This window comes from Streptomyces sp. NBC_00464, from assembly GCF_036013915.1.
In the GTDB taxonomy this organism is placed as follows: Bacteria; Actinomycetota; Actinomycetes; order Streptomycetales; family Streptomycetaceae; genus Streptomyces.
In genome coordinates, this window is the sequence record NZ_CP107899.1 from 6,395,666 (window position 1) to 6,409,262 (window position 13,597).

At 69.5% G+C, this 13,597-nt stretch carries 6 protein-coding genes; 4 read left to right on the top strand and 2 right to left on the bottom strand.

Going from position 1 to position 13,597, the window contains the following annotated elements; genetic code table 11:
• Window positions 1-57: 57 nt before the first annotated feature.
• Window positions 58-2,229 (bottom strand): UvrD-helicase domain-containing protein, encoded by a 2,172-nt coding sequence (locus OG912_RS28750; RefSeq protein ID WP_327711870.1) that lies wholly within the window; start codon window positions 2,227-2,229, stop codon window positions 58-60.
• Between the two features lie 181 nt (window positions 2,230-2,410).
• On the opposite strand from OG912_RS28750, the gene drmA reads away from it, so the two are divergent.
• The 3 genes from drmA to drmC are packed head-to-tail and all read left to right on the top strand — an operon-like array spanning window position 2,411 to window position 8,879.
• Window positions 2,411-6,232, top strand: a complete 3,822-nt coding sequence (gene drmA / locus OG912_RS28755) for a DISARM system helicase DrmA (RefSeq protein WP_327711871.1) — start codon at window positions 2,411-2,413, stop codon at window positions 6,230-6,232.
• Window positions 6,229-8,118, top strand: coding sequence for a DUF1998 domain-containing protein (locus OG912_RS28760; protein WP_327711872.1), 1,890 nt, complete (start codon window positions 6,229-6,231; stop codon window positions 8,116-8,118). Before drmA ends, OG912_RS28760 begins: the two co-directional genes overlap by 4 nt.
• Window positions 8,115-8,879, top strand: coding sequence for a DISARM system phospholipase D-like protein DrmC (gene drmC, locus OG912_RS28765; RefSeq protein WP_327711873.1), 765 nt, complete (start codon window positions 8,115-8,117; stop codon window positions 8,877-8,879). Before OG912_RS28760 ends, drmC begins: the two co-directional genes overlap by 4 nt.
• A 17-nt stretch (window positions 8,880-8,896) precedes the next feature.
• Here drmC and OG912_RS28770 read toward each other — a convergent pair whose 3' ends face one another.
• The gene (locus tag OG912_RS28770) at window positions 8,897-9,943 is read right to left on the bottom strand and encodes a DUF3533 domain-containing protein (protein ID WP_327711874.1); all 1,047 of its coding nucleotides are present in this window, start codon (window positions 9,941-9,943) and stop codon (window positions 8,897-8,899) included.
• A gap of 165 nt (window positions 9,944-10,108) precedes the next feature.
• Here OG912_RS28770 and OG912_RS28775 point away from each other — a divergent pair, with 165 nt between their 5' ends.
• Entirely contained in the window at window positions 10,109-13,585 is a 3,477-nt protein-coding gene (locus tag OG912_RS28775; protein ID WP_327711875.1) for a DNA polymerase III subunit alpha, read from the top strand.
• Window positions 13,586-13,597 lie beyond the last annotated feature (12 nt).

Sequence of the window (13,597 nt, forward strand, 5' to 3'; positions counted from 1 at the left end):
CCGGCTGCCTCCGGCGGCGGCCGCTGCTCACCCGGCAAGGGGGCAGCGGCCGGCCGCTCAGCCGGTCACCGGGTCGAGCATCGGGCTGCGCTGTCCGTTCCAGGAGACGGCCAGCGCGTCACGGGCCCGGGTGCACGCGACGAACAGCAGACAGTGCTCCGCCAGCAGGTCGGACTGGTGCTGGACCGGGTCCACCTCGACCGGAGTCACCTGCTGTGCGAACGGAAGCACCGCGGCTGTCACGCCGACAACGGCCACACAGCGGAACTCCAGCCCCTTCATGGCGTGCATCGTGGCCACCCGCACCCCCGAGGCTGTGGGGCCCGGATCGTCACGGACCGCCACCGCGGGGATGCCTTCCCTGCGCAGGCGTGAGATGACCGAGTCGACCACGGTGTTGAACCGGGCACATACCGCCACCTCCGAGGGCTTCACCCCGTCCTGGTTCGTCCAGGCCCTGATCTGTTCGACCAGCGCTCCGATCTCCGCTTCCTGACTGCCGTACCCGTGCGCGGACGGGGTGCGGCCGTGGAGCTGGGAGCGGTAGCCCCGCAGCGAGTCGCGGCGGCCCTCGGTGTCGTCGTCCTCGCCCAGCCGGCCCACCGGATGCCCGTCGAGCAGCGATGCGGACCAGCGCAGGATCTCTTCCGTGCTGCGGTAGTTGAGGCGCAGTCGGGACGTCCGTCCGCGCACATGGATGCCCAGCGAGCGCAGCGACACCCGGGAGTCGTAGATGCGCTGATGCGGATCGCCCACGAGGAACAGATCGTCCGATCGCGGTGCCACGCAGGCACGCAGCACCCGCCACTGGGCCGGGTGGAGGTCCTGGGCCTCGTCGACCACGACATGCCGGTAGCGCGGACCGCTGTCGGCGAGGCAGCTTGCCGCCTGATCGCACAACTGCGTGTAGGTCGCCGAGTGACGGGAGGACACATCTCCCGTGAACCGCTCCATCACACGCCACAGACGGGCACGCTGGACTCGTCCCACCTGGGTGCCGCGGCCTCTGCGTACACAGCGGAGATACTCCTCGGGCGTGCGAATGCCCTGGGCCAGCACGACGTTGCGGAGTTCCTGGGACAGGAACTGCTCGTTCCACGGGAGGTCCTCACGGGCCGTGGCACGGGTCCAGGCGCTCCGCTCCGCCGCCGCGGAGAGCGGCCGTGGTGCGGTGCCGCGTGCCTCCCGGACGACCCGCGCCGCCAGGGAGTCCACCGTCGTGACGTCGACCCTCTCGAGCAGGTGGGCGTCGGCCTTGCCGAGCAGGAGAGCCAGGCTGTCGCGCAGGGCGGCAGCCATGGCGTTGGTGAAGGTGGTGAGCAGAATCCGGTCGCCGTCGTGGCCGGTGCGCAGAAGGTGGCGTACGCGATGCAGCGCGACCACGGTCTTGCCGGTTCCGGGCCCACCGGTTACCTGAGCGGCCCCGTTGAACCCCGGGTGGTAGGCGAATCGCCGTTGGGCGGGGTGGAGGAAGATCCTCCACCGTGTCAGGTCCTCGGTGAGGATGCGCTCCAGTTCGCCCGGGCCGGTGACCTCGACGATGCGGTCGGGGCTGTTGAGGATGGCCTCGGTGAGGGTGACGGCCGGCCGGTCTCCGGCGGTACGGACCGTCTGGCCGCGGGAAGCGATCAGCTGTTCCCACACGTCCTCGGCCGAGTAGCCGGCCGCAAGGAACTCCAGTACCTCGTACTGGTCGGCCGGCATCATCGGCGGAGCCATCACGGAAAGGTCCTCCGCGGTGACGCAGACCCGGGCCAGTCGCAGCACCTGGTCGTCGATGCCGAGATCGCGCAGTGCGGTGTCGGATTGCTTCTCGAAGAGGCGGGCGGGGGCGGCAACGGCTTTTGTCTCGAAGTACGTCTCCATCTGCTCCAGGGCCTCGACGTTGCGTACTTCAAGGCCTCCGGTCGCACCGTTGACGGAGTAGGCACGCTTGCAGGCCCAGTTGATCGCCTCGTCGTGCGTGGCAACCCTCAGCAGAGTGAACAACTCGCTGCCGTCGTCGGGCGCGAGGAGGACGCCACGGTACGACTTGGTGATGCGGATCGTGCGGATCCGGCGGTCGTGCGCCCGTTCCAGCTTCTCCAGATGCATCCCTTTGCTCGCGTGGAGCTGGGGGACGGTCATGCCGCGGAACATCTGGATCGCGTCGTTCACCTCCTTCTGCACAGGACGTTGCAGCGAGATGAGGTCCGCAACGAAGTCGTCGGAGAGGGCGAGTCGGGGCATGGGCGTCCTCATGTCACTCGGTGGCCGGTGGTCGAGGAACAGACTAGAGAGTCTGTGCACGAGGATGTGCGGCACCACTGCATCGTCTTGTGTGAACTCAGTCAACGCTCTATATTGAACGGGTTGTTATACGCTCGAACCGATTTCGTGCCCACCGGCCCTGTCCGAAAGGACCCACCGCATGCCGGCCCAGATCGACCCGGCCGTCGTTCCGCATCCGCTCGAAGAAGTGCCGCAGACCTTTCTTGCCGGTGATTCGTATGGAGTGCGGGACGGGCTCGTCACCTACATCCGACGCGATCTGCTCGGACCGTGGGACGGTGAGACCGAGACGTTGCCCCAGTTCTCTTCCGGCCCCCGGGACCGTTACCTCGTCGGCATGCTCGGTCCGCGGCCCGACATTCCGACAGCGAAGGGCATCGCGCTGGCCGCCGCGCAGAGCGCCGACGACGAATCCGGAGACGAGAGCGAGGGGGACGACAGCGGGCTCGCGGACCGGATGACACCGCAGGCGGCGGGTCACATCTGGGCCTCGTCCATGGGCTTGTCCTTCACTGTCCCCGCTTCCGTCGGGACGCTCAGCGTCACCGCGCGCTGGGGGCGCTACACCCAGTCCGAGGAAGCGACGGACCGTGGCACCACCCGCAGGGTGTGGTCCCGTGAGCCGGTGGAGTATCCGGTCGATATCGACATCACCAGCGCCGGTGGCCGGGATGTCCCGCTGGAGGACACGGCCGTTGTTCTGGACGTGCAGGTACGGCACCACCGGGCCGGCCATGGCGGCGAGGATCTGCGCGTCGTCGAACTCGCATTGGTGAACGGGCAGGAGGACAGTCGAGAGGCGCGCGATGCCCGCTGGCTCTTCCAGGCTTCGCTCGAAGTCACCGCCTTCCCGGTCGACCAGGCAGCGGTGTTCTTTCCGGTCGACGACCCTCTCGACCCGGCGAATCTGGGCAGCGGACCCGAGGATCCCGAAGAGCGCCGTCTTCGCCTCCTCTACCGGAACAGCCTCAGCCATGCCAAAGGCCGCAACGTGGCTGTGCATGCCGAGGTCCGCGACGGCGAACGCAATGCGCACCGGCTCACCACCACCTGGCTGCCTGCCTACGACGTCCGGGCCACCACGGCTCCCACCGTCGGGGACCAGGAACTGCTCCGAGGGCTTGAGCTCGGCATGGACGAGCTTGCAGCGCTCGCGGTCCCCGGGCGGCGCAGCGCACTCAGCGCCGCCCTCGCTCCGCTTGCCGAGGGCTATGCCGCATGGCTCGAACAGCAGCGTGGAGCGGCCCGTTCGCTGCCGGACGACCTGCGGGAATCGGCACTCGTCGCCATCGAGCAGGCGCTGGAAATCTGCGACCGCATCACCCTGGGCATCGACACGCTCGCCGCCGACGACACCGCGCTCGCGGCGTTCCGGTTCGCCAACAGGGCCATGGCGCTTCAGCGTCGCAACACCGCAATCGCCGGAGCCAGGACGGGACGTGAGGACGACCCCGCTTCGTACCTGGAAGCACGTGACGAGGTGCACGGGAAGGGTAAGGACGGGGCCAGCTGGCGGCCCTTCCAGCTTGCCTTCGTACTGCTCAACCTCGCCTCACTGAGCAGGCCGGGTCATCCCCACCGAGGCACAGGGCGCGAGGCACTCGTGGACCTGCTCTTCTTCCCGACCGGTGGCGGCAAGACCGAGGCCTATCTCGGGCTGGCCGCGTACACCTTCGCCCTGCGACGGCTGCAGGGCACCCTCGGTACCGGAGCGGAGGCCCGCAGCGGGGAAGGTGGGGTCGGGGTTCTCATGCGCTACACCCTGCGGCTGCTGACCGCCCAGCAGTTCCAGCGCGCCGCCGCGCTTGTGACCGCATGCGAGGTGCTGCGCCGCGAGGAATTCGCGCGCGACTCTCGCTGGGGCGCCCAGCCGTTCCGTATCGGCTTGTGGGTGGGAACCTCCGTCTCGCCCAACTGGTTCGACGAGGCCAAGGAACAGATCGCCGGGGCCCGCGAGAGCGCCAGCGACAAGCACGCCAGAGTGCTGCAAGTGCTCACCTGCCCCTGGTGCGGCACCGGGTTGACTGCCCGCTCCCACATGGAGTACGACGAGGCCAGGCGACGCGTTCTGCTCTACTGCCCGCGAGGCGAAGGTACGGATCGGTGCCCGTTCTCTCGGCTGGAGTCCCGGGGTGAGGGCATTCCCGTGCTCACGGTCGACGAGGAGATCTACCGGCTCGCCCCGTCACTGCTGATCGCCACCGTCGACAAGTTCGCCCAGCTTCCCTGGAACGGGTATGCCGGGCTGCTGTTCGGCCGGGTCACGGAGGTGTGCCCTCGCCATGGTTACCGCCATGACGATCTGGACGCCAAGACCGGCTGCGGCAGCCGCCATCACGCCAAGGGCGACCTTCCTGCGGTCACCGCCCAGCCCGTCACGCGGCTCCGGCCGCCGGATCTGATCATCCAGGACGAGCTGCACCTGATCTCCGGCGCGCTCGGCACCACCGTCGGCCTGTTCGAGTCGGCCATCGATCAACTGTGCAGCTGGAGTTTCACCGATTCTCAGGGGCGGCACCAAGAGGCCGGCCCCAAGATTGTCGCGTCGACGGCGACCACCAAGCGGGCTGCGGACCAGGTGCTCGGGGTCTTCGGCCGCAAGGTCGCCGTCTTTCCGCCGCAGGTTCTCGATGTCGGTGACACCTTTTTCTCGCGGCAGGTAGAACTCAGCCGGGAGGATCCGGGCCGGCGATATCTCGGCGTGTGTGCACACGGAACCCGCCTCAAGGCTGCCGAGATCCGGGTCGCCGAGATTCTTCTGCTCGCCGGGCAGCAGCTCTTCGACGACTACGGCACGCCCGCCGATCCGTACATGACGCTGGTTGGCTACTTCAACGCCACCCGTGAACTCGCCGGTATGCGGCGTTACATGGACGACGACATCACGACCCGGGTGCGTTCCAACGGAATGCGCAAGGGGAACGACACACTCGCCAACCGCATCGGCAGCAAGACGGGGATGCTCAACATCCAGGAGCTCACCTCGCGTATCTCCTCAGCCGACATCGGCAACGCGCTCAAGCGGCTGGAGACCTCCTTCGACCCGGAACGCGACACCTCGCTCCGGCGTGATGCCTTCCGACGTGAATACGCCACTGCCCTCAAGGAGAAGCGCGAGCCTCGTGCGTCGATGACCCCCATGGTCCGGCAGGCGGTCGACGTCGCTCTCGCCACGTCGATGCTCCAGGTCGGCGTCGACGTCTCCCGGTTCGGCCTGATGCTGGTCGTGGGCCAGCCCAAGAACACCGCCGAGTACATCCAGGCCTCGTCCCGCGTCGGCCGTGACGCCAAGCGTCCCGGGCTTGTCGTCACCCTCTACAACTGGGCACGCCCGCGCGACCTGGCCCACTACGAGGACTTCGAGCACTACCACGCCACGTTCTACCGGCAGGTTGAAGCCCTGTCCGTCACACCGTTCACCCGTCGTGCTCTCGACCGGGGGGTGGCCGCCACCTATGTCGCCGCCCTGCGCCAGGCCGCGTACGACACCTCGCGGAACCTCGACGCCCACGACGTCGATCTCAGCGGCCCTCTCGCTGCCGAGGTGGAACGTCGCTTCCTGGACCGGGCGGAACGCGTGGGCGGGGAGCGGGCGCGTGCTTACCTGGGGGAACGGCTTGACCGGTTGAAGGACGAGTGGCGTCGTAAGCGCGATGAGAGCAGTGCGGCACTCGGCTATCGAAAAGAGAAGCAGAAGAACACGATCGTGAGCGGTCTGCTCCAGCGTGCCGACGGTTCTCGGTGGACCGAACTCACTGTCGGCATGTCCATGCGTGAGACGGAGAACGAGATCAACCTTCTGCTCCCGGGCGGCGGTGCCTTTCTTGAGGAGTCCACCGGCGCGGGCCCCGACTGGAACTTCGGGAAACCCGATCAGGACCCGGATCCCGAGGTGGCGGCAACTGTGGACAGCGATGAGTACGGACCCACCACCGCCACCTCGGGGAAGGGACAGCGATGAGTAGTAACGCGAACCGAAGGGTCGGCGCGGTCCGGCCAAGCCACCTCATGTTCACCGCCGGCATCGGTGCCCTCGTGGATCTGCCGAACTTTTCGGTTCTCATCAAGGGGCTCGATTCCTGGAGCTACAACGGCATCACGGAATACGACATCGACGAGCCGCGGCTGCGTGCAGCCGTGAACCGGTCGCTCCAACGCTACGGGCGCAAGCAGATCGAGCAGCTCCGTGCTGCCCCCTGGCTGGAGGGAAGCGACAGCGACCCGAAGGGCTGGGCCGCGCAAGGAGTGGGCGTACCGGTTGTTCCGTTCCCGCAGTGGCTGCGTTGCACCGCGTGCAACGTCCTGGCTGCTGTTGACTCCGGCGAGTTCGCGTTCATCAATACCAATCCGCGAACCCCGCACGAGGCGAAGTTCGTCCACGACTGCAAGCGCGGGAAGCCCCTCGCGGTTGCGGCCCGATTCACGCTGGTCTGCACGGGGGGCCACCTGGACGAGTTCCCGTACACGTCCTTCGTCCACCACGGGCAGGCGTGCGCCAGGACTCCCCGTCCCAAATTGCGGATGAAGGACCACGGCGGAAACCAGGCGGCCAACGTCACCATCGAATGCGTCGCCTGCGGCACGAAGCGCAACATCCGTGAGGCGATGGGCGAACGGGGCCGCCACAACCTTCCAACGTGCCGCGGCCGGCACCCGCATCTCGGCACGTATGAGCCCAACGGGTGCGGCCAGGACGCTGTACTGATGGTCGCCGGCGCATCCAACCAGTGGTTCCCGCTGACCCTCAGCGCGCTCGCCCTCCCCAAGGGGCAGGGTGGCGACATCGAGAAGCTGCTCGACGATCACTGGCCCGAGCTGCAGGGCATCGAGTCCCGGGAGAACCACGCGCTGCTTGCAGCCATTCCGGCGTTCCGCTATCTCCAGGAATTCGACGCAGATGCCCTGGTCGCGGCCATCGCCGCCCGCAAGGCGGGTGGTGGGTCAGCGACCGCGGCACCTGATGTCCAGGCTGACCTGCTCGGGCCCGAGTGGGACGCCCTCTCAGGCCTGATCCCGCAGGCGAGCGATGACTTCACCCTGCGCGAAGTCCGCGTTCCGCCGCCGCTGGATGAACTCTTCTCCGATGTCCGCCAGGTCGAGCGGCTGCGAGAAGCCCGTGCGCTCATCGGCTTCACCCGTCTCGACGCCCCCGACCCTGAGTCGCCGGAGATCGCGACTCAGGTCGAGCTCTCCCGTTCCGCACAGAACTGGGTGCCTGCCAGTGAGGTGCGAGGCGAAGGAATCTTCCTGCGCGTGCGAGAAGGCCTCATGGCCGAGTGGGCGACGCGCATGGAGAAGTCACCGCAGATGGTGGCGCATCAGGAGGCCTTCGGGAGGTTCCGGAGCAACCGTAAGTCGGACCGGAAGACGAGCGATTTCGATCCGCTGTACGGCTGGGCCGGGGCCCGCTATATCGCTCTGCACACGCTCTCGCATCTGCTGATCCGCACGATCGCCCTGGAGTGCGGCTACAACTCGGCCTCTCTCGCCGAGCGCATCTACGCCGGCGATGAGCAGAGTCCGCGAGCGGGCATCCTCATCTACACCGCTGTGCCGGACTCCGAAGGCACGCTCGGGGGGCTGGTTTCCTTGGCGGAGGGTCGTGACTTCGACCGGATCGTCCGTCGGGCCCTGGCCGACGCCTCGCACTGTTCGGCCGATCCGCTCTGCTCGGAACGGTTGCCGCATGCTCCGGCCGACTACCTTCATGGAGCCGCCTGTCATGTCTGCCTGTTCGTCTCCGAGACAACCTGCGAGCGCGGCAACCGATTCCTCGACCGCCGCTTTCTCGTCCCGCTCATCGGTGACAAGGACCAGGTGCTCACACCGGCCGGTCTGCTGCCATGAGCAGGCATGGCTTCGAGGCTGCGGCCGAGGCCGCGGCCGCAGCCCTGGGGCCTTCCCGTACGAAGGACCTAGCGGGGCTGCTGGCGCGGGGACACAGCAGAGAGCGGGCTCTCACCGAACTCACGACACCACGAATACGGGAAGTCGTCGCGCGGTTGTACCAGGCGTTGGAGAACGATGCGTTACCGCGCTCGGAAGCCGCGGCCTATCTTCGGGGCTACGCGGCTGCGCAACTGCGGGCACGGGACGCGGTCCAGGTCCGAACGGTGTGGAGCGGCCCCTCCACCCCCGGTGTACCGGTGAGGGCGACCGCGCAGGTACTGGTCGAAGTCATCGACGGCGCTCGGGAAGAGCTGTTGGCCATGACCTATGCGGCCCGTCCGTATCCGGCGCTGACCGAGGCGCTGAGCAAGGCCACGGGGCGGGGTGTGCAGACCCATGTGGTGGTGGAGACGCTGGCAGGCGCACGGGGGCTCCTCTCTGGCCATGAGCCGGCCGGCGCTTTCGCAGCCGTGCCCGGATTGTGCCTCTGGCACTGGGTACGCGACCCGGCCACCGGTTCCTTCGCCCGTCAGCACGCGAAACTTGCCGTCGCCGACCGGCAGGTTCTCTTCATGGGCAGTGCCAATCTCACGGAGTCCGCCGCCCGCCGCAATATTGAGGCGGGTGTCCTGGTGCGCGGCGGAGATGCTCCGCAGCGGGCAGCCGAACACATCGTGGAACTTCAGCGCAGGGGGGTTCTTCAGCGCCTGCACACCTGATCGTGGCGCAGCCCCCGTCAGGCCGGCGTCGAGCCCCCGCCCGCCGCTCCGGAGAGCGGGGCATCCGCCGCCTCCGGTTTCCTCCGCATCGCCATCAGCAGGGTGATGACCGTGCCCACCACCGCCCACGCGGACAGCACCAGCAGCGGTCCGGTCACCGCGTTCCCCTTGAAGTACGCGATCGAGCGTGCCACCCAGGTCCCGGCCCCCGGCGGCAGCGCGGGGCCGATCGCCCGCCAGAAGTCCGGGAGCATCGGGAGCGGGAAGGCGCCGCCCGCGCTCGGGTTGCCCGCGACCACCACGATCAGGACGGCCAGGCCGATGCCGACGATGCCGGTGAGCGCCTCCAGGGCGAGGGTGATCATGCCGACCGCGAAGACGGTCAGCGCGCCCAGGCCCGACAGCCCCCAGAAGGATCCGGGGAGGGCTCCGAGGATCGGGCCGATGATGATCGCGCCGCCGATTCCGCCCGCGATCGAGTAGAGCGCCATGACCCCGGTCCGGATCACCGCGCGCTGGCGGTTGGCGGGGCGGGAGCCCGCGCTGATCGCCAGGATCGAGGCGCAGAGGTAGCCGCCCACACACCAGCCCACGACCAGGTAGAAGGACGAGAGTCCGTCGAAGTCCTCGTCCGAGGCTGGGGCCACGTCCACGGAACGCACCGTGCGCTTCTGGGTGAGCTCGACCTTGGCGATGATCTTCGTCAGGGAGTCGGCCAGGACGGTGCCGCCGCCGGAGGCGACCAGCACGGTGTCGGTCGTGCCCCGGGGGTCGACGATCACGGCGCCGTCGATGTCGCGGTTCAGGATCTGCTTGCGGGCGGTGGCCGCGTCGGTGACCGTGCGGGGGTCCAGGGGGCCGCCGGGGAGGTTCTTCAGTTCGGTGACGAGCTGTGCGGACACCTGCTGGGGTGCGACGACGCCGAAGGGGACGTCCGTCGGCTTCGGCTTGTGGAGCGCTCCGACGTAGGACGCGATGAACAGCAGCTGCAATGCCAGCACACCGATGACGAGCAGTGCGGCCCGTGGAGTGACGGCGTTCTTCACCTCGTCGACGAAAGTCATGACCCCACGGTCCGGGGTGCCCGTTGTCCACGCAGTCGGGGCCGGGCCGAATGGCTGAGGGGCGGGGAGGGTGGCCCGGGCGCTGGGTATCGTACGAATGTTCGAAACTTGGTCTATGGTGGAGAGCGAGGGGGTGGTGAGTGCGGATTGGTTCAGGAGGTGCAGGTGCCCGGGTTCACGCATCTGCATACCGTTTCCGGGTTCTCCCTGCGGTACGGGGCATCGCACCCGGAGCGGCTGGCGGAGCGTGCCGCCGAGCGCGGGATGGACGCCCTCGCGCTGACCGACCGCGACACCCTGGCGGGAACGGTCCGGTTCGCCAAGGCCTGTGAGCGGGCGGGGGTGCGGCCGCTCTTCGGGGTGGAGCTCGCCGTGGCTCCCGCCGGGCGCGCGGAGGGTGACGGGCATACGCACCGGATGCGGACCCCGGCCCGCGGGGGTTCCTTTGTCGACGAATCCGCACCCCGGGTCACCTTCCTCGCCCGCGACGGCGCCCGGGGATGGGCCGAGCTGTGCCGCCTCGTCACCGCCGCGCACGGAGCCGTGCCCGACGGCGGCCGGCCCCTGCTCGACCGCTCCGCACTGCCCGCCGAAGGGCTCACCGTGCTGCTCGGTCCCGCCTCCGAGGTGGGCAGGGCGCTGGCCGCCGGCCGCCCCGACCGGGCCGCCGCACTGCTCGCCCCTTGGCGTGAGGTGTACGGCGACGGTCTGCGGCTGGAAGCCGTCCACCACGGCCGCGACGGCACCGGACCCGGTTCGCTGAGGCTCGCCGCCCGTACCGTCGGCTTCGCCGCCGAGCAGGGGATACGGGCCGTGCTGACCAACGCCGTCCGGTACGCCGACGCGGGGCAGGGCCCGGTCGCCGATGTGCTCGACTCCGCCCGCAGGCTCGTCCCCGTCGACCCGCGCCGCGCCCCGCTCGACAGCGGTGAGCGCTGGCTCAAGGACGCCCGCGCGATGGCGGGGACCGCCGAGCGCATCGCCTCCGCCGCCGGGCTCGGCCCCGGCGCCGGGGCGCGACTGCTCGCGGAGACGCGGCGCACCGCCGACGCCTGCGTGGTCGACCCCCGGGGCGACATCGGCCTCGGCTCCGTCCACTTCCCCGAACCGCACCTCGTCGGCGCGGACCGTCGCACCGCCCAGCGGGTGCTGGCCTCCCGTGCAGCCGCGGGCATGGTGCTGCGCGGCTACGACCGCAGGCGTGAGTACTGGGACCGGATGCACCATGAACTGGACATCATCGCCCACCACGGCTTCGCCTCGTACTTCCTGACGGTCGCCCAAGTCGTGGACGACGTAAGGGAGATGAAGGTCCGGGTGGCCGCCCGCGGTTCCGGGGCCGGCTCCCTGGTCAACCACCTCCTCGGCATCGCCCACGCCGACCCGGTCGAGCACGGGCTGCTGATGGAGCGCTTCCTGTCCAAGCGCCGCTTCGTGCTGCCCGACATCGACATCGACGTCGAGTCGGCCCGCCGCCTCGACGTCTACCGCGCGATCATCGGCCGCTTCGGCGCCGAACGGGTCGCCACCGTCGCCATGCCCGAGACCTACCGGGTGCGCCATGCCATCCGCGACGTCGGCGCCGCGCTCTCCATGAACCCGGCCGAGACCGACCGGCTCGCCAAGGCCTTCCCGCACATCCGGGCCCGCGACGCCCTCGCGGCCATGGAGGAGCTGCCCGAGCTGCGCGAAGTGGCGAGGACGAAGGAGAAGTACGGGCGGCTGTGGGAGCTGGTGGAGGCGCTGGACGCCCTGCCGCGCGGCATCGCCATGCACCCGTGCGGGGTCCTCCTCTCGGACGCCTCGCTGCTGCGCCGCACCCCCGTCATGCCCACCAGCGGCGAGGGCTTCCCCATGGCGCAGTTCGACAAGGAGGACGTGGAGGACCTCGGGCTGCTCAAGCTCGACGTGCTCGGTGTACGGATGCAGTCGGCGATGGCGCACGCGGTCGCGGAGGTGAAGCGGGCCTCGGGCGAGGAAGTGGACCTGGACGCCGTGGAGCCGGGTGACCCGGAGACGTACCGGCTGATCAGGACCGCCGAGACGCTGGGCTGTTTCCAGATCGAGTCGCCCGGTCAGCGCGATCTGGTCGGCAGACTTCAGCCGGCGGACTTCCATGACCTGGTGGTCGACATCTCGCTGTTCCGGCCCGGCCCGGTCGCCGCCGACATGGTGCGCCCGTTCATCGAGGCCCGGCACGGCCGGGCGCCGGTCCGCTATCCGCACCCCGATCTGGAGGGCCCGCTGCGCGACACGTACGGCGTGGTGGTCTTCCACGAGCAGATCATCGAGATGGTCGACATCATGACCGGCTGCGGCCGGGACGAGGCCGACCGGGTCAGGCGCGGACTCTCCGACCCCGAATCGCAGGGCCGGATCAGGGTCTGGTTCGCGCAGCACGCGGCAGTGCGCAAGTACAGCGCCGAAGTGATCGCCCGCGCCTGGGAGATCATCGAGGCGTTCGGCAGCTATGGATTCTGCAAGGCGCACGCGGTGGCCTTCGCCGTACCGACGTACCAGTCGGCCTGGCTGAAGGTGCATCACCCGGCGGCCTTCTACGCCGGACTGCTCACCCATGACCCGGGGATGTACCCGAAGCGGCTGCTGCTCGCGGACGCGCGGAGGCGCGGAGTGCCGGTGCTGCCGCTGGACGTGAACCGGTCGGCGGCCGCCCATCGGATCGAACTGGTGTCTGATGAAGAGAGGGGAAGGGCGGCCTGGGGGCTGCGGCTGGCGCTCTCCGACGTCCACGGGATCAGTGCGGCCGAGGTCGCCCGTATCGAGACCGGGCAGCCCTACACCTCACTGCTGGACTTCTGGCAGCGGGCCCGCCCGGGAAAGCCGGCCGCCGAACGGCTGGCCCAGGTCGGCGCGCTGGACGCGTTCGGCGCCAACCGCCGTGACCTGCTGCTGCACCTGTCCGAACTCCACCGCGCCCAGCGCGGCGCGGGCTCCGGCGGCCCGGGCGCGCAGCTCCCGCTCGGCGGCGGGCACCGCACCGGCTCCATCGGCCTGCCCGACCTCAACGAGGCGGAACGGCTCAGCGCCGAACTGGGCGTGCTGAGCATGGACGTGTCGCGCCACCTGATGAGCGATCACCACGCCTTCCTGAAGGAGCTCGGCGCGGTCTCGGCCAAGCGGCTGCGCGAGGCACGGCACGGGGACACCGTGCTGGTCGCGGGCGCCAAGGCGGCCACCCAGACCCCGCCGGTCCGCTCCGGCCGCCGGGTCGTCTTCACCACCCTGGACGACGGTACGGGCCTGGTCGACCTGGCCTTCTTCGACGACAGCCACGCCGCCTGTGCGTACACCGTCTTCCACTCCTGGTTGCTGCTGGTGCGCGGGGTGGTGCAGCGGCGCGGGCCGCGGAGCCTGAGCGTGGTCGGCGCCGCCGCCTGGAATCTGGCCGAGCTGGCCGAACTGCGGCGCACCGGCGGGCTCGACGCGGTCGCGGCCCGGCTGGCGGAGGTGCCTGTTCCGGAGGAGGGCGCCGCGTCTCACGAGTCCCCGGTGGACGACGGCCGCCGGATCCGGATGCCCACCGGCTACGAGATGAACCCCTGGTCCGACCTCCAGCCGCCCGGCGAGGGCGCACCCACCGGAAGGAAGCTGTGGCACCAGAGCCCGGGGAGCGCGGGATGAACGGGGCGAGTG

Excerpts from the sequence above, each read along its gene's own strand:
- OG912_RS28750 (WP_327711870.1), bottom strand. The coding sequence starts at position 2,229 with ATGCCCCGACTCGCCCTCTCCGACGACTTCGTTGCGGACCTCATCTCG.
- drmA (WP_327711871.1), top strand. The coding sequence starts at position 2,411 with ATGCCGGCCCAGATCGACCCGGCCGTCGTTCCGCATCCGCTCGAAGAA.
- OG912_RS28760 (WP_327711872.1), top strand. The coding sequence starts at position 6,229 with ATGAGTAGTAACGCGAACCGAAGGGTCGGCGCGGTCCGGCCAAGCCAC.
- drmC (WP_327711873.1), top strand. The coding sequence starts at position 8,115 with ATGAGCAGGCATGGCTTCGAGGCTGCGGCCGAGGCCGCGGCCGCAGCC.
- OG912_RS28770 (WP_327711874.1), bottom strand. The coding sequence starts at position 9,943 with ATGACTTTCGTCGACGAGGTGAAGAACGCCGTCACTCCACGGGCCGCA.